General features: G+C 70.7%; 26 protein-coding genes. 6 read left to right on the top strand and 20 right to left on the bottom strand.

Going from position 1 to position 23797, the window contains the following annotated elements; genetic code table 11:
- The first annotated feature begins 69 nt into the window (after positions 1 to 69).
- Positions 70 to 2628 (top strand): response regulator, encoded by a 2559-nt coding sequence (locus ACJQWL_RS09655; RefSeq protein WP_411300871.1) that lies wholly within the window; start codon positions 70 to 72, stop codon positions 2626 to 2628.
- Between the two features lie 22 nt (positions 2629 to 2650).
- On the opposite strand, the gene ACJQWL_RS09650 is transcribed toward ACJQWL_RS09655, so the two are convergent.
- Positions 2651 to 5221 (bottom strand): ABC transporter permease, encoded by a 2571-nt coding sequence (locus ACJQWL_RS09650; RefSeq protein WP_330969793.1) that lies wholly within the window; start codon positions 5219 to 5221, stop codon positions 2651 to 2653.
- Positions 5218 to 5937 carry an ABC transporter ATP-binding protein gene (locus ACJQWL_RS09645; protein ID WP_330969792.1) on the bottom strand — a complete coding sequence of 240 codons (720 nt, stop codon included), beginning with the start codon at positions 5935 to 5937 and terminating at the stop codon, positions 5218 to 5220. Before ACJQWL_RS09645 ends, ACJQWL_RS09650 begins: the two co-directional genes overlap by 4 nt.
- Before the next feature lie 133 nt (positions 5938 to 6070).
- Here ACJQWL_RS09645 and ACJQWL_RS09640 point away from each other — a divergent pair, with 133 nt between their 5' ends.
- Positions 6071 to 6745 carry an arylesterase gene (locus ACJQWL_RS09640; protein ID WP_330969791.1) on the top strand — a complete coding sequence of 225 codons (675 nt, stop codon included), beginning with the start codon at positions 6071 to 6073 and terminating at the stop codon, positions 6743 to 6745.
- Positions 6746 to 6839: 94 nt separating this feature from the next.
- Here ACJQWL_RS09640 and ACJQWL_RS09635 read toward each other — a convergent pair whose 3' ends face one another.
- Positions 6840 to 7601, bottom strand: coding sequence for a M23 family metallopeptidase (locus ACJQWL_RS09635; protein WP_411300870.1), 762 nt, complete (start codon positions 7599 to 7601; stop codon positions 6840 to 6842).
- Between the two features lie 409 nt (positions 7602 to 8010).
- On the opposite strand from ACJQWL_RS09635, the gene ACJQWL_RS09630 reads away from it, so the two are divergent.
- A complete protein-coding gene (locus tag ACJQWL_RS09630; protein ID WP_411300869.1) occupies positions 8011 to 8259 on the top strand; it encodes a hypothetical protein in 249 nt (82 codons plus the stop codon).
- Between the two features lie 51 nt (positions 8260 to 8310).
- On the opposite strand, the gene ligD is transcribed toward ACJQWL_RS09630, so the two are convergent.
- From ligD to ACJQWL_RS09605, 5 genes are all read right to left on the bottom strand, one after another.
- The gene (gene ligD, locus ACJQWL_RS09625; protein WP_411300868.1) at positions 8311 to 10809 is read right to left on the bottom strand and encodes a DNA ligase D; all 2499 of its coding nucleotides are present in this window, start codon (positions 10807 to 10809) and stop codon (positions 8311 to 8313) included.
- A gap of 17 nt (positions 10810 to 10826) precedes the next feature.
- Positions 10827 to 11837: a non-homologous end joining protein Ku gene (gene ku / locus ACJQWL_RS09620; RefSeq protein WP_330969579.1), complete on the bottom strand. Its 1011-nt coding sequence runs from the start codon at positions 11835 to 11837 to the stop codon at positions 10827 to 10829.
- An 81-nt stretch (positions 11838 to 11918) separates the two neighbouring features.
- Positions 11919 to 12209: a PQ-loop domain-containing transporter gene (locus tag ACJQWL_RS09615; RefSeq protein ID WP_330969580.1), complete on the bottom strand. Its 291-nt coding sequence runs from the start codon at positions 12207 to 12209 to the stop codon at positions 11919 to 11921.
- 33 nt (positions 12210 to 12242) lie between these two features.
- Complete coding sequence (locus ACJQWL_RS09610) at positions 12243 to 12656, bottom strand: host attachment family protein (protein WP_330969581.1); 414 nt, start codon at positions 12654 to 12656, stop codon at positions 12243 to 12245.
- A gap of 114 nt (positions 12657 to 12770) precedes the next feature.
- Positions 12771 to 13088, bottom strand: coding sequence for a DUF6122 family protein (locus ACJQWL_RS09605; protein ID WP_330969582.1), 318 nt, complete (start codon positions 13086 to 13088; stop codon positions 12771 to 12773).
- A gap of 139 nt (positions 13089 to 13227) precedes the next feature.
- On the opposite strand from ACJQWL_RS09605, the gene ACJQWL_RS09600 reads away from it, so the two are divergent.
- The 3 genes from ACJQWL_RS09600 to ACJQWL_RS09590 all read left to right on the top strand — a co-directional run bounded on the left by ACJQWL_RS09600 (position 13228) and on the right by ACJQWL_RS09590 (position 14695).
- Complete coding sequence (locus ACJQWL_RS09600) at positions 13228 to 13530, top strand: DUF3247 family protein (RefSeq protein WP_330969583.1); 303 nt, start codon at positions 13228 to 13230, stop codon at positions 13528 to 13530.
- Positions 13531 to 13639: 109 nt separating this feature from the next.
- Positions 13640 to 13921, top strand: coding sequence for a hypothetical protein (locus ACJQWL_RS09595; RefSeq protein ID WP_330969584.1), 282 nt, complete (start codon positions 13640 to 13642; stop codon positions 13919 to 13921).
- Positions 13922 to 13939: 18 nt separating this feature from the next.
- Positions 13940 to 14695, top strand: a complete 756-nt coding sequence (locus ACJQWL_RS09590; RefSeq protein WP_411300867.1) for a M90 family metallopeptidase — start codon at positions 13940 to 13942, stop codon at positions 14693 to 14695.
- Positions 14696 to 14711: 16 nt separating this feature from the next.
- Here the strand turns inward: ACJQWL_RS09590 and ACJQWL_RS09585 are convergent, their stop codons facing one another.
- The 12 genes from ACJQWL_RS09585 to ACJQWL_RS09530 form a co-directional block, all read right to left on the bottom strand.
- Positions 14712 to 16106 carry an ATP-binding protein gene (locus tag ACJQWL_RS09585; protein WP_330969604.1) on the bottom strand — a complete coding sequence of 465 codons (1395 nt, stop codon included), beginning with the start codon at positions 16104 to 16106 and terminating at the stop codon, positions 14712 to 14714.
- Positions 16107 to 16196: 90 nt separating this feature from the next.
- Positions 16197 to 16880, bottom strand: a complete 684-nt coding sequence (locus ACJQWL_RS09580) for a response regulator transcription factor (RefSeq protein ID WP_330969585.1) — start codon at positions 16878 to 16880, stop codon at positions 16197 to 16199.
- A 115-nt stretch (positions 16881 to 16995) separates the two neighbouring features.
- Positions 16996 to 17340 carry a PepSY domain-containing protein gene (locus ACJQWL_RS09575; RefSeq protein WP_330969586.1) on the bottom strand — a complete coding sequence of 115 codons (345 nt, stop codon included), beginning with the start codon at positions 17338 to 17340 and terminating at the stop codon, positions 16996 to 16998.
- A gap of 166 nt (positions 17341 to 17506) precedes the next feature.
- A complete protein-coding gene (locus ACJQWL_RS09570) occupies positions 17507 to 18448 on the bottom strand; it encodes an arginine deiminase-related protein (RefSeq protein WP_330969587.1) in 942 nt (313 codons plus the stop codon).
- On the bottom strand, positions 18445 to 19473 hold the full coding sequence (gene dusA / locus ACJQWL_RS09565) for a tRNA dihydrouridine(20/20a) synthase DusA (RefSeq protein WP_330969588.1): 1029 nt from the start codon (positions 19471 to 19473) through the stop codon (positions 18445 to 18447). Before dusA ends, ACJQWL_RS09570 begins: the two co-directional genes overlap by 4 nt.
- A 34-nt stretch (positions 19474 to 19507) precedes the next feature.
- The gene (locus ACJQWL_RS09560) at positions 19508 to 19972 is read right to left on the bottom strand and encodes a GNAT family N-acetyltransferase (protein WP_330969589.1); all 465 of its coding nucleotides are present in this window, start codon (positions 19970 to 19972) and stop codon (positions 19508 to 19510) included.
- 72 nt (positions 19973 to 20044) lie between these two features.
- On the bottom strand, positions 20045 to 20458 hold the full coding sequence (locus ACJQWL_RS09555; protein ID WP_330969590.1) for a GFA family protein: 414 nt from the start codon (positions 20456 to 20458) through the stop codon (positions 20045 to 20047).
- Positions 20445 to 21071: a hypothetical protein gene (locus ACJQWL_RS09550; protein WP_330969591.1), complete on the bottom strand. Its 627-nt coding sequence runs from the start codon at positions 21069 to 21071 to the stop codon at positions 20445 to 20447. Before ACJQWL_RS09550 ends, ACJQWL_RS09555 begins: the two co-directional genes overlap by 14 nt.
- Complete coding sequence (locus ACJQWL_RS09545; protein ID WP_330969592.1) at positions 21068 to 21550, bottom strand: hypothetical protein; 483 nt, start codon at positions 21548 to 21550, stop codon at positions 21068 to 21070. Before ACJQWL_RS09545 ends, ACJQWL_RS09550 begins: the two co-directional genes overlap by 4 nt.
- Positions 21551 to 21668: 118 nt before the next feature.
- Complete coding sequence (locus ACJQWL_RS09540) at positions 21669 to 22121, bottom strand: hypothetical protein (RefSeq protein ID WP_330969593.1); 453 nt, start codon at positions 22119 to 22121, stop codon at positions 21669 to 21671.
- Positions 22122 to 22327: 206 nt separating this feature from the next.
- A complete protein-coding gene (locus ACJQWL_RS09535; protein ID WP_330969594.1) occupies positions 22328 to 23095 on the bottom strand; it encodes an HAD family hydrolase in 768 nt (255 codons plus the stop codon).
- A 187-nt stretch (positions 23096 to 23282) separates the two neighbouring features.
- A complete protein-coding gene (locus ACJQWL_RS09530; RefSeq protein ID WP_330969595.1) occupies positions 23283 to 23645 on the bottom strand; it encodes an EF-hand domain-containing protein in 363 nt (120 codons plus the stop codon).
- Positions 23646 to 23797 lie beyond the last annotated feature (152 nt).

The raw sequence follows: 23797 nt of genomic DNA, 5'->3' as shown, positions 1-23797 counted from the left end.
GCCCATGGCGGCCACGGCGCGCGCGACGCGCCGGGTCCTCGCCCACCGGGGACCCAGGGAACGCCCAACGTGATCGATTACGCCGCGCTGATGGACCGCTCGCCCAACCCCTACATGGTGTTGGACCGGGACCTGCGCTACGTCTGGATGAATTCAAGCTACCTGGCGGTGACCGGGCGCACCCGCGAGGAGCTGCTCGGCATGTCGCTGTTCGACGCCTTCCCGGGCGACCCGGACGATCTGCACGACCCCGGCCACGAAGCCGTGCGCGAGCTGCGCGATTCGCTGCGGCATGCCGTCGACACCGGCGAGCCGCACAGCCTGGGTTTCATCCGCTACTGCATCCCGCTCACCGCCGCCGATGGTGGCACCGTGTTCGAGGAGCGCTTCTGGAGCGCCACCCACACCCCCGTGCCCGACGCCGACGGCCGCGTGACGCACGTGCTGCAGCACACCGTCGACGTGACCGGCCTGCACCGCATGGAGACCGAGCTGGCGCAGCGCCGGGCGACCGACACACCGCAGCCGGGCCACGTGCAGGTGGGCGTGCTGCACCGCGCGCAGAGCGTGCAGGCCAAGAACCGCGAACTGGAATCCCAGAGCCGCCACCTGCTCAAGCTGTTCGAGGTCGCACCCGGTTTCATGGCCTACCTTTCGGGGCCGGAGCACCGCTTCGAGCTGGCAAATGCCGCGTACCTCAAGCTGGTCAACAAGGCCGACGTGGTGGGCAAGCCGGTGCACGAGGCGCTCCCGGAGGTGGTGGGGCAGGGCTACGTCGAGCTACTGGACAAGGTCTACGCCTCGGGTCAACCCTTTGTCGGCCGCGGCATGCGCGTGCAGGTCGGTGGCGCCGAGCCGGGCACGATCCAGGATGCATTCGTCGACTTCGTCTACCAGCCGGTACGCGACGCCCGGGGCACGGTGATCGGCATCTTCGTGCAGGGCCATGACATCACCCCGCAGGCACTGGCGCAGGCCGAACTGGAGCAGTACCGCACCCACCTGGAGGACCTGGTCCAGGCGCGCACCCATGCGCTGGAAGAGAGCGAAGCCGCCCTGCTGCAGGCACAGAAGATGGAGGCGGTGGGCAAGCTGACCGGCGGGGTCGCGCACGATTTCAACAACGTGCTGCAGGTCATCGGCGCCAACCTGCAGCTGCTTGCCGGCGAGATCGGTCTGGGCGTCCACGCCGGCCGCCACGTGGACGCGGCGCTGGACGCAGTCGAACGCGGCGCCAAGCTGGCCTCTCAACTGCTGGCCTTCGCACGCCAGCAGCCGCTGGCCCCGGTGGTGCTGGACCTGGGCGAGCGCCTGCAGCGGCTGGACGACCTGCTGCGGCGCACGCTGGGCGAGCGCATCGAGCTGCAGGTCGAGATCGACCCGGCGTTGTCCACGGTGGAGGCCGACCCGCACCAGCTGGAGAACGCCGTGCTCAACCTGGCGATCAACGCGCGCGACGCCATGGAGCACGGCGGCGGGCTGCGGATCCGCGCGCGCAACACGCATGTGTCGGCGAATGACCGCGTGCACCCGGAGCTGCAGCCCGGCGACTACGTCGAGCTGGCCATCATCGACACCGGCCACGGCATGCCCGACGAGGTCGTGCGGCGCGCGTTCGAGCCCTTCTACACGACCAAACCGGAGGGACGCGGCACCGGGCTGGGGCTGAGCATGGCGTACGGTTTCGTGCGCCAGAGCGGCGGCCAGATCACCCTGGACAGCGCGCCCGGCAAGGGCACCACGGTCACCATCCACCTGCCTCGCAGCGACCAGCCGGCCACCCCGCTGGCCGACCCCGACACCGGTCCGATACGCGGCGGCAGCGAAACGGTGCTGGTGGTGGAAGACGACGCCGCGGTCCGCGGCAGCGTGGTCGAGACGATCCGCTCGCTGGGCTACCGGGTGGTGCATGCCGACGATGCACGGTCGGCGCTGGACCTGTTGGAGACCGGCACGCGGGCGGACCTGGTCTTCACCGACGTGGTGATGCCCGGGCCGTTGCAGAGTCCGGAGCTGGCGCGCCGCGCGCGGCTGTTGCTACCCGGGGTGGCGGTGCTGTTCACCTCCGGCTACACCGACGACGTGGTGTTCCACGGCGGCCGGCTGGATCCGGGCGTGGAGTTGCTGCACAAGCCCTACCGTCGCGAGGACCTCGCCCGTCGCCTGCGCCACGCGCTGGACCGTGGCGATGCGTCGGCGGCACCTCGCGGCGGCACCGCGATACCCGCCGCCTCCAACGATGCGGGCCTGCCCCCCCAGCCGGCGCCCACGCCCGCACCGGTCCACGGCCTGCGGGTGGTGTTCGCGGAGGACGATGCCGACAACCGGCAGGTCACCGCGCACCTGCTTTCGCGGCTGGGACACCGGGTGCAGGCGGTCGGCACCGCGCAGGCAGCGCTGCGTGCACTGGAGGCCGGTGGCGACGTGCTGCTGACCGATGTCCACCTGCCCGACATGCACGGGGTGGAACTCGCCCGCCAGGCGCGCGAGCGCCAGCCCGCGCTGCGGGTGGTGCTGGCGACCGGTGACGACATCTCGACACTTGCCGACGGCTGCCTGGCCGATGCCTGCCTGCAGAAGCCCTACGGCGTGGATGCGTTGCAGGCGGCCTTGACCGGCGCCACCTGACCCCGGCGCGGCGCGCGGTCGCTCAACCCTGCAATTCGCGCAGGGTCACCGATGGCGGTGCGTCCAGTACACGGCGGGTGGCGAACAGCCCGGCCACCAGCGCGGCGGCCGTGCCCAGCGCGCCGCCGACCGCGGCCATCGCCCAGTTCGGCTGCCACGGCAGGTCGAACACCTGCGTGGCCACCACACCCGCCAGCAGCGAGGCCGCGATCGCGGCCACCAGGCCCGACAGCAGGCCGATCGCGGCGAACTCCGACGCCTGCGCCAGCCGCAGTTGCCGCCGGCTGCCGCCGAGCACGCGCATCACCCCGCCCTCCAGCAAGCGCTCGTCCTGGCTGGCGCTGACCGCCGCCATCAGCACCAGCAGGCCGGCGGCGAGCGAGAAATAGAACACCACCTCGACCACGGTCGAAACCTGGTCGGCGGTGCTGCGCACCTGGTTGAGCACCGCGTCGACATCGATCACCGACAGGTTGGGGAACCGCTCGACCAGCGCACCGGTGAAGCCGGTGTCCGTGGCCGGCACGTGCACCGCGGTGATGTGGCTGGCGGCGAACCCGTCCAGCGCCCCCGGCGAGGCCACCACGAAGAAGTTCGGCTGGAAGCTTTCCCAGTCGACGCTGCGCAGGCTGGTGACGGTGCCCTCGAACGGCTGGCCGGCGATGTCGAAGCCGACCGTATCGCCGAGCTTCCAGCCGAGCGACTCGGCGAAGTCCTCCTCGATCGACAGTTCCGGCGAGGCCGGCGCCGCGCTGTCCCAGAACTCGCCGGCGACGACCTGGTTGTCCTCGCGCAGGGCGTCGACCACCGACAGGTTGAACTCGCGGTCGGCGCGGCGCCGCGCTCGACCACCCTCTTCCTCGTAGTCCTCCCCGCTCACCGCCTCGCCGTTGTGGCTGGACAGGCGCGCGCGGATCATCGGGAACAGGACCGGATCGGACACGCCGCGCGCAGCGATGAAGCCGCGCACGTCGTCCACCTGGTCGTCCTGCACGTTGATGATGAAACGGTTGGGCGCCTCGGCCGACAGCGCCAGCTGCCATCGGTCCAGCAGGTCGGTGCGCACGAAGGTGAGCAGCAGCAGCGCCATCAGCCCGAGCCCGAGCGCCGCGATCTGCGCCACGCTGGTGCCGGCGCGGCGGCTGACGTTGGCCAGACCGTAGCGCAGGCTGCCCCGCAGCCGGCTCCGCAACCGGCGCACCAGCACGATCAGCCCCCACGCCAGCAGTGCCAGCACCGCCAGCGTGGCGACGATGCCCAGCAGCATCGCGGTCGCCAGTTCCGGCGAACCCGCCTTCCACCACAGCAACGCCGCCAGCCCACCCAGGCCCACCGCGCCCACCGCCCAGGCGCTGGGTTCGGTCGGGTCGAGGTCGCGACGCAGCACCCGCAATGCCGGCACCCGCCGCAGTGCCAGCACCGGGGGCGCACCGAATGCCATCAGCACCACCAGTCCGACCGCGAAGCCCTGCAGCGCCGGCATCGGCCCGGCGGCGGGAATCGACATCGCCAGTGCGCTTTCCAGCCACGCACCGATCCCCCACTGCAGCGCGAAGGCGATCGCCACGCCCACCGCGCTGGCCAGCAGTCCCAGCAACAGCAGTTCGCCCACGTGCACGCCGACCAGGGTGCGCTGGCTGGCGCCCAGGCAGCGCATCACCGCGGTGCCGGACAGGTGGCGCTCGCTGTGGCGGCGCGCGGCCATGGCCACGGCCACGGCCGCCAGCACCACCGATACCAGCGCCGCGAGGCCGAGGAAGCGCCCGGCGCGGTCGAGTGCCGAGCGGATCTCCGGCCGCGCGTCCTGGATGGTCTCAAGGCGTTGCCCGCGCCCAAGGTTGTCGCGCGCGAGTGCGACGAACCGCTCCACCGCGTTGCTGTCACCGGCCACCACCAGCCGGTGGCGCAGTCGGCTGCCCTCCTGCACGAGCCCGGTCGCCTCCAGATCGGCGAGATTGAGGAACACCTTGGGCGCGACGTTGAAGTAGTCCAGCGCGGCGTCGGGCTCCTGGGTGACCAGCGCGGCCAGGCTCAACTGCGACCGGCCGATCCCGATCTCGTCGCCCAGGCCTGCCCCCAGCGTCTCCGCGCCGGCCTGGCTCATCCACAGCGTGCCGGGGGCGGGAATGCCGGTCGCGGCCCGCGGCGTGCCCGCCGGTGCATCGATCACCATGAATTGTCCGCGCAGCGGGAACCCCTCGCCCAGCGCGCGCAGGTCGCCCAGCCGCAATTGGGCGCCCTCGCCCTGGCCGACCCGGACCATGCTGTCGAGTTCCACCGTGCGGGTGCGCCGCAGGCCCGGCGCGTTCGCGGCGGCATCGATGGCACCCGTCGTCGGGGCGTTGCCGCGCACGACCGCGTCGCCGCCCAGCAGGCGATTGGCTTCGATGGCCAGCGCACGCTCGGCGCGGTCGGTGACGAAACCCACCGCGGTCACCGCCACCACCGCCAGCACCAGCGCCGCCAGCAGGATGCGCACGTCGCCGGCGGCCAGGTCGCGGCGCAGCTGGCGCCAGGCGAGCGTGGCGATGCGCGCCGGGCCGATCGACACCGGCACGGGTGCGACAGGCCCGGGCTTCACCGGCGCGGTCATGCCGCCTGGCGCTCGTCTTCGACCAGCCGCCCGCCGTCCAGCCGCAACCGGTGGCGGCAGCGCACGGCCAGGTGGTCGTCATGCGTGACCAGCACCAGGGTGGTGCCGGCCGCGCGGTTGAGCTCGAACAGCAACTCGATGATCGCCTGCCCGGTGGTCGTGTCGAGGTTGCCCGTGGGTTCGTCGGCGAACAGCAGCGCGGGCCGGGTCACGAACGCCCGCGCCAGCGCCACGCGCTGCTGCTCGCCGCCCGAGAGCTGGCGCGGATAGTGGCCCAGGCGCTCGCCCAGGCCGACCTGCTCGAGGATCGCCCGCGCCGGCGCCTCAACGTCGTTGTCGCCGCGCAGCTCCAGCGGCAGCATCACGTTCTCCAGCGCGGTCAGCGACGGCAGCAGCTGGAAATTCTGGAACACGAAGCCCACCCGCTCGCCGCGCACCTTCGCGCGCCCGTCCTCGTCCAGCGATGACAGCACGGTGCCGTCCAGCACCACCCGCCCGTCGCTGGGCGTGTCCAACCCCGCCATCAGCGACAGCAGCGTGCTCTTGCCCGACCCGGAGGCGCCGACGATCGCCACCGTATCGCCGTGGGCGATGTCGAACGACAGACCCTCGAGAATGGTCAGTTCGCCCGAGGGCAGCGACACGCGCTTGCCCAGGCCGTCGACGTGGAGCGCCGGGTGCCGCGTGCGGGGGATGGGGTCGGGTCGGTCGGCCATGGGGACTCTGCTGGAAAGGGATGTTGCAGTCGCGGTTGACACGCAGGCCCGTGCTGCGGGCAAGCTGCGGATCCCGGTCGCTCCGGGAGTCCCGGCGCCGGGAATACCGCGCAATGAATGGAGATACGAACAGATGACGTCCAGATATGCGGCATGGTGCGGCCGGGTTCAATGTGCCATCGGTTTGCTGGTGCTGGCATGGGCGGCCACCCTGCCGGCGTTGGCACAGCCCGCGGCCGCGCGCACTGCCCCGACCGCCCCAGGCACCGTGCTGGTGATGGGCGATTCCCTCTCGGCCGCCTACGGCTTGCGCGCGTCGGAGGGCTGGGTCGCGCTGCTGGCCAGGCGACTGGCGCGTGAGCGCCCGGGCTGGAAAGTGGTCAATGCCAGCGTCAGCGGCGAGACCAGCGCCGGCGGTGCGTCGCGGATCGTCGGTGAGGTGCGCCGGCACCGGCCCGACGTGGTGGTGATCGAACTGGGCGCCAACGACGGCCTGCGCGGCCTGCCGACGCTGCAGACCCGCATCAACCTCGCCCGCATGATCGGCGCGGCGCACGGCGTCGGTGCCGAGGTGTTGCTGGTCGGCATGCGCATGCCCCCCAACCTGGGGGCGGAGTACACGCGCGCGTTCGAGGGCAACTACAGCGCTCTGGCCGAACGCTACGACACCGCGCTGCTGCCGTTCCTGCTCGAACCCATCGCGCTGGACGAGGCCGCCTTCCAGGGCGACAACCTGCACCCGGTGGCATCGGCACAGCCGCGCCTGCTTGAGCACGTGTGGCCCGCGCTGGCGCCGCTGCTGGACTGACTTCAACGCTGCTCCGGCCACGCCCGGTTGAAGCGACCGCCTCCGCCTTCTTGCGACCCGCGTTGCCTGCCGCTTGCCCGCGCGCTGGCGCGACTTACCCGCCGCTCCAGCCCCGCCGCCCGCCCAGCAGCGGATAGGGGTTGATCGCCGTGCCGTCCCACCACCGCTTCTCCGGGCCCAGCAGGAAGATCGCGAAGTGCAGGTGGGGGGCGTCGGGGCTGGCGTTGCCGGTGCTGCCGACATAGCCGATCACCTGTCCGCGCCGCAGGGTGTCACCCTCTTCCAGCCCCGCCGCGTAGCGGTCAAGGTGGGCGTAGTAGTAGACGTAGCGACTATCGGGCTCGAACTGGTAGAGCGTGATGCCGCCCGCAGCGCTGGTGAACAGTTTTTCCACGGTGCCGTCCGCCACCGCCAGGACCGGCGTGCCGCGCGGCGCCATGATGTCGATGGCGTCATGCACGCGGCTCTGCCCACGGGCATCGTTGAAGGTGTCCTGGAGGCTTTCCGGCGCGATGCCCTGCACCGGGATCACCAAGCCCGCAGGACCGACAGTGCGCATCACCGACCGTGGGGGCCCTTCCCTGCGCGGCGTCGAGTCGGCGCCCGGGGCGCGCCGCGCGGGCGCGCGGGGCGACGAGGTGGGCGCCGGCGCCGTGCCCGGGGACCGTGCGGTAGCGTCGCGGGCGGCTTCAGGCTTGGCGGCGGGGCTGCCCACGCTGGGGTAGGACGTGGGCGGCGTGTCGCGGGTCATCACGAAGTACAGCAGGTTGGCGCCGGCCAGCAGGCCTACGGCGAACAGCAGTGTCGCGCGAAGCAGGCGCGGCCCACGTGGTGCATCCGGCTTGCGCGGGGTCATGCCCGACCCCCGTCGCGTCGATGGCGGCTGCCGCGGGCCGGGTTGTGGATTCCATCTGCGATTGGACGCATGCGATGCCTCGTGGACGTGGTCGGTCGATGCTGCTCAAGCGGTGGGCGCCGCCGCGTGAAGGCCGGGGTTGAGGCCCGAACGTGCCTCGACCGGCTTCTTCTACCGCCCATCCGCAATCGGCGCCTGCGGGTTGCTGCCCGACCGGCGGTACGCAGAGTGGGCGAGTACACGCAAAGGCCCGGCCTGCAGCGCCGCAACCGGTGTACCTGCCGCCCGCGCGGCATGGAGCGGCGGTCGCTCACCCCGCCGTCCGTCGCAAGCCAGTGACGCGGTAACCCCTCTTTAACACGACGGGGGTAGAGTTCTTGACCCGGGGGTAAGGACACTGGAGCAAGGCATGATGGTTACGCATCGTGTTGGGGACGTGTCGGCGGTACATTCGGATCCGTTGCCACGGGAAATCGAATCGCTGGCCCTGACCTACGGCGTCGAAGCACGGCGCCTGTACGGCGACATGGGGTGGGACGACGTCCGGATGCGACTGGCGGCCGGCTGGCCGCGACTTTGCGCCCGGCATGGGACCGAGTGGGAAGCGATCGCACCCCTGGTGCGCAACGGCTGGATCAGCGCCCGCGAATCCGCCTGAAGCCCCGCGCCGGACACTGGAAGCACCCTGGGGCACCGGGGTGTCCCGCCACTACTGCACCTGCTTGAACGTCGGCAGCGTCTGTCGCGTCGCCGCGTCCCAGCCGTCCCACGCATCGCCCTTGAGCCGTGCCGCGCGCTGCAACGCGCGCGCCATCGGGTAGTCCGCGCCCGACCGCGTCCGACCCAGTTCCGACCAGCGCAGTGGCACGGCGACGCCGGCCTGTTCGCGCGCGCGCAATGACCAGCTGGCCACGCTGGTCGCGCCACGACCGTTGCGCAGCCAGTCGATGAAGATCACCCCGTTGCGCTTGGCCTTGCTGGCGGTGGCCACGTAGCGCGTGGGCTGGTGCGTGGCCATCGCATCGGCGAAGGCTTCGCAGAAGTCGCGAACCTGGGCCCACGTCGGCCCCCGCTGGATCGGCACGACGACGTGCAGGCCCTTGCCGCCGGACAGGCGGACGAAGCCCGTGAGCCCGGCCTGCTGGAGCTTGTCGCGGATGTCGCGCGCGCCGGCGATGACCGCCTTCCAGTCCACGCCCTCGCCCGGGTCCAGGTCGAACACCAGCCGGTCGGGGTGCTCGACATCCCCTACGCGCGCGCCCCACGGGTGCAGTTCGAGGGTGTTCATCTGCACCAGGTCCATCAGCCCGGCGAGGTCGTCGATGAACAGGTAGGCCGATTCGCTCCCGTCCTTGCCCGTGATCGGGGTGGAGTGGACACCCGCCCCCAGCGCGTCGGCGCGGTGCTTCTGGAAGAAGCACGTGCCGGAGGCGCCGTCGGGGCAGCGCAGCAGCGAGAGCGGCCGGTTGACCACCTCCGGCAGCAGATGGGGCGCGATCGACCGGTAGTAGTCGGCCACGTCCTGCTTGGTCAGGCCCAGCCCGGGGTACACCACCCGGTCGGGACTGCTGATGGTGGCCTGTACGGCCGGTGCCGGGTCACCCACGTCGCCTGCTCCCTTGTCATCGCGGATGCGCATGAAGCTGGCATGCCGCAGCAGTCCTTCCTTGCCCCAGCCGCGGTAGGCCACTTCCACCACCACCGCCGGTTCCACCCAGTGCACGTCGCCCGTCTTGAAGGGCACGTGCGCGGGCAATTCCAGCACCGCCCCGGGGACCTGCGCCGCACGCAGCCGGTCGCCCAGGCGCCGCAGCAGTGCGTCGTTGAAGCCGGTGCCGACGCGACCGACGTAGCGCATCGTCCCGGCCTCATACGTCGCCAGCAACAGCGAACCGAAGCCGCGGCGGGACCCTTTCGGCGCGGTGTAGCCGACGATGACGAACTCGTCGGCCTGCGAGTGCTTGATCTTCAGCCACGTGGTCGAGCGACCCGGGGTATAGGCCGCGTCCACCGCCTTGCTGACGATCCCCTCCATCCCCTGCCCACCGCTGGCCTCGAACACCCGTGCGCCGTGGCCGACGATGTGCTGGCTGTAGGCAACTGCCCCGGCGTCGCCCGTGGCCAGCAGTTCGTCCAGCAGCGCCTTGCGATCGACCAGCGCCGTGCGCGCCAGGTCGACGTGTTCGAGCACCGGCAGGTCGAACACCACGTAGCGCAGCGTCGCCGTGGCGCTGCCCGACAGGGTGCGCTGGAGCGCGGCGAAATCGCTGCGGCCCTCGCGGTCCAGCGCGATCAGTTCGCCATCCAGGCAGCCGTGCTGCAGGCCCAGCGCCTCCAGCGCGGCGACGATGCGCGGGTGCTCGCCGGTCCAGTCGAGCCCGTTGCGGGAACGCAGCCGGACGCAGCCCTCCTCGATGTCGGCGAGCATCCGGTAACCGTCCCACTTCAACTCGTGCAGCCAGGCGTCGCCCGCCGGAGCGGAGGGCCGCGGGGTGGCCAGCTGCGGCTGCGGCATCGGACCGGCCCAGTCGCGCGCGCCCTCCAGTGCCCGGGCACGCGTGGCCCAGGCCGGGCGCCCCGCCGCCTTCGCACGCCCGGTCGGCCTGGTCGCCGCCGGGGTGGACGTTGCCGCCGCGTTCGAGCGCTTGCGCGACCGGGCAGCGGGCCCGGCCCGGCCCGTCCCGCCCTTGTCGGCCGGGACGAAGTCGTCGGCATCGGCGTCGGCGGCCCCGGCGTCGTCGCGCTTGATCAGCAGCCACTGCGGCTTGGAGCCGCGCATGCCGGTGCGCACCAGCTTCCAGCCGCCGCGCAGCACCGCGCCATCCAGGGCGAAGTCGAGCTTGCCCGCCGCCAGAGACTCCAGGGGATCGCGCTGGCTGCTCCACACGCCGTGGTCGAACACGTCGACATGGCCCGCACCGTACTGGCCTTCGGGGATGTCGCCTTCAAACGACGCGTAGTCCAGCGGGTGGTCTTCCACCTCGACCGCAAGCCGCTTCTCGCCCGGCCGCAGCGAGGGGCCCTTGGGCACCGCCCAGCTCTTGAGCGCGCCGTCCATCTCCAGCCTGAAGTCGTAATGGCGCGCACGCGCATGGTGCAGTTGCACGACGAAGATCGGCCTGCGCCCGCTGCGTGGCATCACCCCCTCGCCGCTGGGCTCGGGGGTGGCGTCGAAACGCCGTTTGCGTGCGTACTCGCGCAGGCTCATTCAGTCGGCCGTCCGGGTCAGGCGGCCTTTCGTGGCTTTGACCGGGCAGAGGTCTTCTTGCTGGCGGCCTTGGCGGTCTTCTTGGCGGCGGGCTTCGCCGCCGCCTTCGCCGTCCCTTTCGACGCCTTCGGTTTCGTCTTCGCCGCCTTGCTCGCCTTGGTGGCTTTGGTCGCCTTCGATGCCTTGGTGGCCTTCGTGGCCTTGGCGGCGTTCTTCTTGGCGGGCGTGCGCGCATTGCGGTCGATCGACTGCTGCAGCAGCGCCATGAAGTCGACCACGTTGGTGGCCGCGTCTTCCGGCACGTCCGGTTCGTCCTCGTCGCGCTCGACCACGCCCTTGGCCTTCATCCGCTTCTGGATGACTTCCTGCAACCGCTCGCGGAACTCGTCGCGGTAGCTGTCCGGTTCCCACTCCCCGGACATGGTTTCGATCAGCTGTTCGGAGAACGCCAGCTCCTTGTCGCTGATGCGGTAGTCGCCCTTCGCGCCCTCGGGGATGCGGTACTCGTCCACGTCCACCAGCTCCTGCGGGAAGCGCATCATCAGCAGCATCAGCGCATGACCGCACGGGATGATCGCGCACAGGTTCTCGCGGGTGCGGATGACCACGCGCGCGACGCCAACCTTGCCGGTGCGGGCCAGGGATTCGCGCAGCAGCACGTAGCCCTTCTCGGCCTTCTTCGCAGGGACCAGCACGTAGGGTTTCTCGAAGTACTGCGGGCCGACCGACTCGCGCTCCACGAACGCTTCGACCTCGATCGCGCCGTGGCTTTCGGGCGCGGCCGACTTGATGTCACCGGGCTCCAGGACGACGTAGCTGCCCTTGTCGTACTCGAACGCCTTGACGATGTCCTTCCAGGCCACTTCCTCGCCGGTTTCGGCGTTGACCCGCTCGTAGCGGATCGGCGTGTTGTCGCGCGAGTCGAGCATGCGGAACGAGATGTCGGTCCTGCGCTCGCCCGACATCAGCGAGACGGGAATGTTGAGCAGGCCGAAGGAAAGCGTGCCGGACCAGACGGGGCGGGCCATGGGGACTCCGGAAGCATCGCGGGGCGGGCCGTCGAGCATGCTGGGCGCATCGTGATGCCGGTGTCGCCAGCGACGGCGGGGTCAGGCGGTCCTGCATTCCCCTTCGCTGGCGGCCAGCCGGCGATTGCGCCGGTAGATCAACTGGCCGATGACCGCGGTCACCAGCAACGCCAGGTTGGTGACCACGAACACCCAGTTGCCTACCAGCCAGCTGTAGACGGTGAAGCCGATGCTGGCGGTCAGTTGGCCGACGAACAGCCATTGCGACAGCCCGTCGGTGCGGCGCTCCTTCCACTCCTTGTAGACCTGGCGGCCGAGCGTTGCCAGCAGCACCGCGGACGCCGCCCAGCCCAGCCAGTCAACCGGCTCCATGGTGGTCCCGCATGCGGGGGTCGGGGCCCTGCATCAGGGCGCCGACAGCGCGCGCTCGATGTCGGCCAGCGGCGAGCCGGTGAGGGTCTTGGCAAGCTCGGCGACCATGCGCTGGTCCACTTCCTTGTGCAGCAGCGGGCGCATCAGGCCCAGCGTGCGCGGGTCGGCCACCAGCACCACGTGCTCGTATTCCTGGCGCAACGCGCCCTCGTTGAGGCGCTGGGCCAGTTGCTTGGCAAAGGTGGCCTCGTCGATGCGGGTGTCCGATTCGGGCGGCATCACCCCCGACGGACCCTCTTCGTCCAGGTCCTTCGGCTCCAGCATGCCGTCCTGGTGGAGGGACAGGCGCGAGTCGGTACCGGCATTGCGGAACAGGCGTGCGCCCGTGCCATCGGCCACCATGACCAGGGTGTTGGCGGGAATGCGCGGCATCGGCGTGGTCGACATGGAAACTCCTTGGATGATCGGGAGTCCGACGGTAGGCGTTGGCGCGTTACGGCAGCGCGGTTGCCGCGCGAAGGATTCGTGCAGTTGTCCCCGGCCGGGGGCATCCGTGGCGTATCAGGTGCGCATCAACAGGCAGTCCAGCGCGTCCAGGGCGACATGGACCAGCAGGCCGATGCCGACGATGCGTGTGCGCCGCGGCAGGGCCAAAAGCGCGTAGACGCCGATCGCGGGTGCAGTGTGCAGCGGGTGGAAGCCGATGCTGCACCGCCCCGGGGCATAGACCGGATCCGCCAGCAGGTGGTCCAGGTCGATCAGCCACGCCAGCTGCATCAGTGCGAAGGCCCTCCAGAAACGCTCGCGGTACAGCCCCCACGCCAGCAGCGCGGGCACGGCGACATGCAGCAGCAGGTGGAGCGTGGCGCGCGGTTCCATGGGAGACCCGGCACGGTGGCCGGCCACTGTGGCCAAGACACGCGCGGCGCGCAATCCTCCCCTGCCCAGCGGGTTTCACCGCGGCCGGGACGGGCCCGGCGTAGGCTTTCCGTCCCCGCCGAACCCAATCGGATGCCGAATGACCGCCACCGTCGAGCGCGTATACACCGACCCCGCTGACATCGACCGGCTGCAGGCGCTGGTCGCCCAGCTGCCCAACGACGCGCACGTGGAGCTGCACCTGGACGACGAGTGCCACGTGCGCGGCACGGTGTCGGCGCGGCCCACACTGCAGGCGTTCGTGGACCCGGCCGGGCGCGAGGGCATGAACGGCCTGGTCCGGATCGAGGACCGGGCGCTGGAGATGCCCGAATCGGCGCAGGTGCACGACATCTGGCTGGACCGCATCGTCGAAGTCCGGCACTGCCTGCCGACGGGATAGGCTCCCGTCCGGGGTGGGCCGGGGTGGGCACGGGCCCACTGCGGCCGTCCGCGCAATCGCGCTATAGTCCCGAACTGGCCGGACTCCGCCCACCGCCGAGGACACCGAGATGACCCGATTGCGCCACCTGTGCTTGCCGCTCGCGTGCGCCTTGGTGTTGGCGAGTGCCTCGATCGCGGCCCGTGAAGTCAAGTACAGCACCCCCGGCAGCGGCGCGTGCGACCAGGCCACCACCGAGACCCCCGCCGGGAAGGCGTCCACCGCCACCCCGGCCGACGTGCGCCCGGCGCGTGAGAGCAAGGCCCTGCCCAGCGTGCATGGTGATGCGCCAACCAACGGACGGCTGCAATCGCCGCGCTGGCACAGTTACCTCCCGGGGATGTTCCGCTAGCCCGACGCCGGGACCGCCTTGTTCGGTCTGTTCAAGCGCCTGCGCGGCGCACCCGATTCCATAAATCCCGCCGTGTGGCGCGATGCCCGCGATGCGCTGCCGTGGTTGCAGCCGCTGGACCACGCGCGCGAGGCCCGGCTGCGCAACCTCGCAGCGCGATTCCTGCACGAGAAGACCATCACCCCGATCGGTGAGTTGCAGCTGGACCCGAGCCAGCGCTGCATGTTGGCCGCGCTGTGCTGCCTGCCGCTGCTTGAGTTTGGCGAAGCCGGCCTGCAGGGCTGGTCGCAGCTGATCGTCTACCCCGAGGCGTTCCGGGTGAACCGCACCCACGTCGACGCCGCCGGCGTCATGCACGAATGGGAGGACGAGTTGATCGGCGAGGCGTGGCAGTCCGGGCCGCTGGTGCTGTCATGGGCCGATGTCCTCGCCGACTGCCAGGACCCCACCGCCGGCTTCTGCGTGGCCACCCACGAGATGGCGCACAAGATCGACGCGCTCGATGGCCTGCTCGACGGCACCCCGCCATTGCCCCGGCCCTGGCAGAAAGCGTGGGCCCGCGACTTCCAGCAGGCCTACGACGCGCTGGGCGCGCAGGTGGAAGCGGGCGTCCAGACCCCCATCGACGGCTACGCCGCCGAGGCGCCCGAGGAGTTCTTCGCAGTCGCCACCGAGTACCACTTCAGCGACCCGGCCCTGCTGCGCGAAGTGATGCCCGACGTAGCCGCGCACCTGCGGCGCTTCTACGGGGAATCGCCTTTCGCAAGCGCCTGAGCGGCCACCGGGGCCATCACAACCCGGGCGGCAGTTGCACTTCGAAGCGCGTCCCGCCCAGCTCCGCTGACGGCGACACGTCCAGCGTGCCCCGGTAGCTGCGCACGATGTCCTGCACGATCGCCAGGCCGATGCCGTGTCCATGCACGCGCTCGTCGCCGCGCACGCCGCGCTGGAGGATCAGCGCGACTTTTTCCTCGGGGATCCCGGGGCCGTCGTCGTCCACGGCCAGCAGCAGGCCCGGCCGCCGGTTGCCGGCGACTTCGCCGGGACGCACGGTCAGCAGCACGCGCGCGCCTGCCCACTTGAACGCGTTCTCCAGCAGGTTGCCCAGCAGTTCCTGCAGGTCGCCGGGCTCGCCATGGAACTGCACCCCCTCGGCCAGGTCGAATTCGCACAGCACGCCCTTGGACGCATACACCTTCTCCAGGCCGCGCACGATCTGCTCGGCATGGGGCTCGATCGGGATCGGCGCGGCGAACAGTGCGTGGCCCCCCGAGGCCGCCCTCGCCAGCTGGTAGGACACCAGGTCGCCCATGCGCCGCAACTGGTGGTCCACCTCCTCGCGCAGCTCGGCCTCCGGCGCCTGGTCTTCCAGTCGCGCGCGCAGCACCGCAAGCGGCGTCTTGAGGCTGTGCGCGAGGTCGGCCAGCGTATTGCGCTGGCGGTCCAGGTTTTCGCGCTCGCTTTCAATGAAGGCGTTGATGCTTTCCGTGAGCGGCTCGAGTTCGCGCGGGTGGCGTTCGCTCATGCGCGAGGCCAGGCCGCGCTGGACGCGCTTGAGCTCGTCGATCACGCGCCGCAGCGGCAACAGGCTCCAGCGCAGGATCAGCCCCTGCAGCAGCAGCAGGATCAGGCCCGCGCCACCCAGGTACTGCCACAATGCCTCGCGGAACACTTCCACCTGGCGCGAGAGCTGCGTGGTGTTTTCCAGGATGTAGATCGTGTACGGGAATTCACCGCGCGCGTCGCCCGGGTCCTGGATCACCCCGTAGCCGAAGCGGTACGCCTCGCCGGGCGCCCCGTCCAGCTCGGTGATCGGCAGGGGGCCTTCGAAGCGCTCGGTCCGTGGCGGCAGCATGGTGCCGGCCGGCAGGTCGGGGCCCACCGCCGAAGGCGAGTCCCAATGGCCGTTGGGGAACACCACTTCCGCGTACAGCCCGCTGCCCGGCATTTCCAGCCGCGGGTCGATGGATTCGTACGGTGGAATGAACTCGCCGCTGCGGGCGAACTCGCCCTCGGCCGCGTAGGCCAGGGCATAGCTCTTGAGGCGCTGGCGCAGGTTGCTCTCCGCGGTTTCCAGGAATGCCCGGTCCAGGGCATAGCCGGCCAACGCAAGGAAGGCGAGCAGTCCGAGACTGGCCGCCAGCAACTGTCGTGCCTGGAGGGATCGGGGTTGGCCCCAGCTCATGTGCGGATCGCGCGGATGGTTGCGGGTGCGGTCCGCGATGGTCGCACGGACGCCGGTGCGGTTCACCCGCGCCGGTGTCGGTGGTGGGGACTACTCGCCGCTGCGCGGGATCGCGAAGCGGTAGCCGCGGCCGCGAACGGTCTCGATCGGCTTGAGGCTGCCGTCGGGGTCCAGCTTCTTGCGCAGGCGGCCGATGAAGACCTCCAGCACGTTGGAGTCGCGGTCGAAATCCTGCTGGTAGATGTGCTCGGTCAGGTCGGCCTTCGACACCAGCTCCCCGGCGTGCATCATCAGGTACTCGAGCACCTTGTACTCGTAGCTGGTCAGGTCCACGTTGCTGCCGTGCACGCTGACGGTCTGCGCGGCCAGGTCGAGCGTCACCGGCCCGCATTCCAGGCTGGGCTTGCTCCAGCCCGCCGCGCGACGCACGAGCGCGTTGAGCCGCGCCAGCAGCTCCTCGACATGGAAGGGCTTCACCAGGTAGTCGTCGGCGCCCTGCTTGAGGCCCTCGACCTTGTCCTGCCAGCTCGAACGCGCAGTGAGGATCAGCACCGGGAACTTCTTGCCTTCATCGCGCAGGGCCTTGATCAGCTCCATGCCCGACATCTTCGGCAGGCCCAGGTCGATGATGCCCAGGTCGAAGGGCACCTCGCGGCCCATGTACAGGCCTTCTTCGCCGTCCTGTGCGGCATCGACCGCGAAGCCCTCGCGCTTCAGGCGCGCGGCCAGGGTTTCGCGCAGCGGCGCCTCGTCTTCGACCAGCAGAATGCGCATGGTGACTCCCGTGTCTGGTTCTTGTTCTGGATGGGTACGAATCGAACGTGGCCACCTGCCAAGACACTGCGGGGTAACGCGATGGGGCGGTGGCCGACCGCGTCAGATTGGGGCGTCAGTCGTCGTCGCCGCGTGTACGGCGCTGCACCTGATCCGCCGCGCGCGGCGCACGCGGATCGTCCATGTAGACACGGATGCGTCCGCTTGCATCGAGCACCTTCACCCGGTTGACGTTGCGACCGTCGAACGGCACGCGCTCGGCACTGAGCACCTGGCCACCGGTGCGGCGCTCCACGCGGCGCACGGCGTCTGACAGGGCGCGGCGGTCTTCACCACGTTCGCCCCGGTCATGCCGGGCGGGCGATTCGCGCTGCGGGGCGGATTGCGCCCGGGCTTCGCCAAGCGGACCGATCATGGCCAGCAGGACGAGGAGGACGGTGGCAGTGAGCAAACGGATCATGGTGCTCCGGAAGGCCGCCCGGCTCGGCCCGGTATCGGGTCGAACGGCAGCCAGGATCTGCGGGTCAGGTGGGCATTCTTGTCAGTGGGCAGTGAATCGGCAATGAACTTTTTCTTCACATCCGCGGTCGCGTTCAGGCCCGGGCGCGCATGCCGAACGCGCGGCGTCAGTAGATTTCGCCGACGCAGCAGCGCAGGGAGCCGCCGGCGGCCTCCAGCGCATCCAACTCGACCGTATGCAGCCGCAACCCTGCGTCCGCGAGCGCGGCGCGCGAGTTGGCGGTCAGTGCGGCGCCCGCCCCCGCGCTCATCCACACCGTGTCCGCGCCCAACGCGATGGCGTTGCCGGCGAAGGCGGCATGCTCGGCCGGCGACAGCTGGACCACGCGGCCGGGATACACCGCCTCCAAGGCCTCGATCACCGCCGGCCCGGCGAAGCCCGCCGGGGCCACCAGTGCCGCACGCCCGGCCAGCAGCGCCAGCACGACGTTGGTGTGGTATTCGCCCGGCGCGAGGTCGGCCAGCAGCGTGGCACGCAGGCCGAAGGCTTCGTGCATCAGCCGGGCACCCGCCTCACTGCAGCGTTCCGACAGCCCGGCCACGGCGATGCCGCGGGCGCGGTCGATCACCAGCGCACCGGTCAGCTCGCACGGCTGGTCCTGCGTTGACAGGTCCATCGGCCGGTAACCGAGCACGTCGCCGAAGAAGCCACGGATGTCGGCCCGTGCCGCCTCGCGCTGACGGACCGGGTGGCGCATGCGGCCCACGATGAAGCGTGGGGCCGCACCGGTGGGCGCGGCTGCATCCGGTCGCGCGGTGGCGAATACGTTGTTGGGGAACAGGGCGTCGGGCGTGGCCGGATCACCCGGAAAGCACACCGTGGGCAAGGTCGCCGACAGCGCGCGGTGCAGCGCACGGTGCTGCGCCAGTGCCCGCGCCGCGTCGAAGGCCGTACCCGCGGCCATGTAGCGGTTGTCGGAGGCGGACTCCTGCGCCAGCGCGAATCCGTCCGGCGCGACCAGGAACGCGCCGCGTGCAGTGGCGGGCCCGAAGTCGGGCGCCAGCGTGGCGGCATGGGCGGCGAACCGCGCGGCGTCACGCGTGATCATGCCGTCGCTCCCGCCACCCGAACCGGCGCGGGGTATTCGCGCTCGGTCAGCGAGAGCGCCTGCTCGACCAGCGACCAGTCCGCCCCTGGCCGATGCCCGCCTTCGCTCAACACCTGCCGGAAGGCGCGTCCCCCGGGCTGGCCCGCGAACAGGCCCAGCAGGTGTCGCACGATGTGCTTGAGGTAGACGCCGGCGGCGAGCCGGGATTCGACATATGGGCGCAGCGCGCGCAGCAGTTCGCCGCGGGTACGCAGCGGCGCGCCGAACCAACGGTGTTCCAGCACGTGCAGCAGGTAGGGATCGTGGTACGCGGCGCGGCCCAGCATCGCGCCATCGACGCGCTCCAGGTGCGCGGTAGCCTCCTCTGCGCTCGCGATGCCGCCGTTGACCAGCACCACCAGCCCGGGCCGCTCGCGCTTGAGCCGGTAGGCCCATTCGTAGCGCAGCGGCGGAACCTCCCGGTTTTCCTTCGGGCTCAGGCCCTGCAGCCAGGCGTTCCGGGCATGCACCACGAACATCCCGCAGCCGGCCTGCGCTATGGCATCGACAAAGCCGGCGAAGCGTCCGTAATCGTGGTCATCGTCCACCCCGAGGCGGCACTTCACCGTCACCGGGACGTGCGGCGGAACCGCGTCGATCATCGCAGCCACGGATTCGGCCACCAGCGCGGGTTCGCGCATCAGGCACGCGCCGAAGCGACCCGCCTGCACGCGGTCCGACGGGCAGCCGCAGTTGAGGTTGATTTCGTCGAAGCCGTGCTCGGCGCCGATGCGCGCGGCCTGCGCGAGCAGTGCCGGTTCGCTGCCCCCCAATTGCAGTGCCACCGGGTGCTCCACCGGGTCCATGGCCAGCAACCGCGTGCGGTCGCCGTGGATGACCGCGTTGGCGTGCACCATTTCGCTGTAGAGCCGCGCGTGGGGGGCCAGAAGCCGGTGGAACACGCGGCAATGGGTATCCGTCCAGTCCATCATCGGGGCAACCGACAGGCGCAGGTACTCGGGCGAAATGTCGGGACGGGTCGGCATGGCCGGCCATTGTACGGACCGCGACCCCGGGCCTTCAGCCGGTGCCCGGCTCCCAGACCATGTAGACGTCGGCGCGGGCGTAGTGAGACCCCGGGCGCGGCGCGGGGTGGTGGACGAAGCCCACGCTTTCGTACAGCGCCAGCGCCGGGCCGAGCTTGCTGCTGGACTCCAGGAACAGTTCGCGTCCCTCCATCCCGGCGAAGGTGCGCAGCGCCCCCTGCACCAGCCGGCGACCGATCCCGCGGCCGCGCGAGGCCGGATCGACCGCCATCTTGGTGAGCTCGAACACGCCGCCGCCCGTGTGCAGGAGCGCCACCGTGCCCAGCGCGCGTCCATCCGGATCGACGGCGAACAGCACCCGCCCACCGCCGGCAAGAATGTGAGTCGCCGGGTCGGAAAGCACCTCGCGGTCGATCGGCTCGACCACGAACCACCGCTCCAGCCACTCGATGTTGAGCCGCGCGAAGTCGGCGCGCCAACGGTCGTCATAGTCGACCACGCGGATCCCGTCCGCGCATTTTGAAGGGCCGGGGGATGCGGGCGTCGGCGAGGTGTCCATCGGCATCAGCGGTCAGGTCTGGAGCGCGAGGGCGGCGGTGGCGGCCCCGCGGTTGGCGTCGTCGAACACGACCAGGGCGGCATCCGCCGGAACACCCGCATCCAGGCACCGGGCGTTCACGCTGATCGCGTCCGGGTGGCTGCGCGGCACGTAGTACGACTTGATTCCGCAGTGTCGACAGAACAGGTGCCGCGCCACCCCGGTATTGAACCGGTACTCGGCCAGCGCGTCCTGGCCCTGCAGCAGGCGGAAGCGTGGAGCCCCGACGATGAGGTGCAGGTAGCCCGTCTTCCGGCAGATCGAGCAGGTGCAATCGAGCAACGTGGGCCGGGCGGGCACCTCGACTTCGAAACGGACGCGACCGCAGTGGCAGCCGCCCTGCTGCACGCCCGCGCCTATCGATGACCCGCCGCTAGTGGGTGCCATCGACCGCCGCCTCCGCGGTGGCGTCCGGTGCCACGAAGCGGTTGCCCGGATCGCGGGCCAGGTCCGGGAAGTCGGCCTGCAGGCCGGCGTCGAGCAGGATCGGCCTGGCCCATCGCCGGTACGTCGCCACCAGCGCACGCTTGATCCGATGCAGGTCGGGGGAACCGGCCGCCATGTCCTGCGACTCCAGCAGTGGCGCCCAGCCCACCGACGGGTCGAAGCGCTCGACGGCGTGGCGACACGGCCGGCCCCGTCGCTGGGAGATGGCACAGGCGAGGTAGAGGTCACCCGGTCGCCAACCGCCGTTGTCCAGCAGTTCCACTGCCATCGCCCGCGGCGCCGCGTAGTAGCGCACGAGTTCGTCGACGAAGGCGGCGCGGTACTGGCGGCCGTACGTATCGATGTCATCCCGGTAGGCATCGAGCCACGGATCGCCCGTTCCCGCCGCCGTGGCCGGCATTTCCGCGCCGGGGGTGCTGGACTGTCCGGCCGGGACCCTTGGCTGGGCCTGGGGCGAGGCGGGCACGACGGGCGCACCCGCCAGGCCCGCCGCTGCCAGCACGACGCAGGCAAGCAGAGCGTTGCGACGCAGCGATGGACGCTCGATGGTCATCGCGAGATCGTGAACTTGCCGAACGCCACGCCGACGTCCCAGCCCTGCCCGGTGCCGGCGAGCGCCAGTGAAATGTCGCCGTTGGTGACCACCTGCGCCTTGCTCGACCTGCCCGCACCCGCGTGTGCCTCCGCGGCCGCATAGGTTCCCAATACATCTTCTATGCGCCCGACGCCGGAAAACTCGCCCACGCCGTTGTCGATGCGCGACTTGCCGAAGCTTAGCCCGCCGCCCCGGCTTTCGATCTTCACCGCCAGGCGCTGGCCGTCGTTGCAACTGACCGTGCCGCTGCCCGATGCGGTCTTGTAGAACACCGACCACCCGGCCAGGTTGAACTCCAGCTGGCAGTCCAGCGTGCCCTGCGCTGCGGTGGGCGCGCTCGCCAGCGCGGCCAACAGGGCGAAGGCGGACAGCGCCCGTGCATGGCGCGAGGCGCGCTGTGCAGGACGGCGATCGGTGCGTGGGGGGGGTGTGCGCATGGGCGGACTCCGACAGCGGCCAACACGGGCCACCGGAGCCGCGACGATAAGCCAGAAAATGCGGAACGGCACCCGTTGGGGTGCCGTTCCGGTGGTTCGCGGCGTTCAGCCGGCCGTGTCAGTCATCGTCGCGGTCGCGACGGTGGTGGCGCCGGTCGCGGCGATCGTCATCGCGGTCCCAGCGCTTGCGGTCGTAGCGCGGGTCGTAATAACGGACCTCGCATCGGCCGTTCTTCTTGCAACGCACGTCGCGGCTGCCCGGGCCGTTGGCGTAATAGCCGTAGGCATTGCCATACGGCGGGCCGTTGCGGTAGGCCGAGCGGCGCGGCGCATCGCGGTAGTAGGTGGGGCGGCCCCAGCGGTCCCGCACGATGACCAGGCGGTCGTCGCGACCGTAGTCGCCGTGGCGGTAGTAGGGCTGTCCGCCACGGAAGATCACGTCGGCGACATCGACGATCATGCGTGCGACGTCCTGGCTGCTCTGGGCCTGGGCGGGGGCGGGTGCCAAGCCCGCGACGCCAAGTCCCGCAGCGAGCACAACCGGGGCGAACCAGCGGGTCATGGTGGCCATTTTCACTCTCCTTACGCTCTGGGTCGGTGCGGACTGGACATCTCCGCGAACCCCGACCTTGGACGAGCGCCAATGAACATGCTTTTAACCATGCGCATGCAGGCGAAGCCCCTGCGTGCGCGGTAGCGGTGGCCGTTCAGCCTGCGCTGCGGCGCGTCATCTGCTGGCACGCCGTGGTGGCGGTGGCGCCAGTACCGATGCAGCCATCAGGCCCCTCGGGCCCTGCGCGATACCCGGTCGACCGCCTCCACCCATTCGCCCGCCGAGGTGGCGTGCAGCATGCGCGGCGCATCGGCCGCCACCTCGGCCACGGTCTCGTACGCCCAGGTCGTGTGGTACGGGGTGTGGATGCCCCAGCCGCCCAGCTCGAGCACGGGTGCGATGTCGGAACGCAACGAGTTCCCGATCATCACGAACGCCGCGGCCGGCAGCCCGAATTCGGCCAGCACCCGCGCGTAGGTTGCCGGGTCCTTCTCGCTGACGACCTCGATCCGCCGGAAGCGGTCGGCCAGGCCGCACTGGCGCACCTTGGCTTCCTGGTGGAACAGATCGCCCTTGGTGATCAATACGACCTCGTAGTGTCCTGCGATCGCCTCCACCGCCTCGGGCACGCCCGGGAGCAGTTCGACCGGATGGCGCAGCAGCTCCTTACCCAGGCCGACGATGCGGTGCAGGTCGACGGCCTGGATGCGTGCGTCGGTGATCGCCACCGCCGCTTCGACCATAGACAGCACCATGCCTTTCACGCCGTAGCCGAACAGGGCCAGGTTGCCTTTCTCGACCTCGTACAGGCGTTCGTGGACGCGCGCGTCCTGGAGGTCCACGTAGCCGCCGACGATGCGCTCGAACTCCAGCTGCGCGGCGTCGAAGTAGTCCTGGCTGCGCCACAGGGTGTCGTCGGCGTCGAACCCCACCAGTCGGATTGGGGTGGCGGCAGGCGAGGTGTCGGAACGGGCGTCGCACGGAAGCGTCATGCGACCAGTATGCCAAGGCCCCTGGCGAGTCGAACGTGGCGGCACGTCCCGCAACGCGAGCACGAACGGCTTGCAGCGCAAGCAAGACGGGCGGCCGGAGCCGCCCACCACGCAGGGGAACCGCCCGCCCGGACCGCACACGCCCCGGACTTCGACGGAGGGACCCGCAGCAGCGGGATCGCGTGGGCTACTGCCCGCTGTCGGAGGCGTTGCCGGCACCTGTCGGCGTGGGCGCGCCGCCGTCGGCCTGCACCTTGGCGACGAAGGCCTGGTACTCCTGCGGCGTCAGCTGGCCATCGGCGTCGACGTCGGCCTGGTCGAACACCTGGCCGAGCGCCGGCACGGCGGCGGACTCGTCCTTGCCGACGTTGCCATCCTGGTTGCTATCGACATCGGCCCAGCCGAGCTTGCGATCCTCCGGCGCGGTGGTAGCCGCGGCAGCGGTGGGCTCGGACGGTGGGGCCCCCGGGTCCTGCGCGAAAGCGGCGGGCGCGGCCAGTACCATTGCGATCACGGTGGCGAGCAGCGCCGCCTGGGGGGAACGGGTCATGGAATTCTCCTGGAAAAGACCGGGTCCCGAGGAGGACCCGGCAAGTGGGGGACTGAAAATGTCGAACCGGGCGAAGCCCGCCGTGCGGTCTTGTTGACTGCCGCCGCACGGCCGTCACCCTGCCGACGAACGCATGAACCGACTGCCCCACC

The sequence above is a fragment of the Novilysobacter viscosus genome (assembly GCF_046600715.1).
In the GTDB taxonomy this organism is placed as follows: Bacteria; Pseudomonadota; Gammaproteobacteria; order Xanthomonadales; family Xanthomonadaceae; genus Lysobacter_C; species Lysobacter_C viscosus.
Note: the sequence above shows the minus strand (reverse complement) of the source record. Positions and strands in the feature narration are given on the sequence as shown.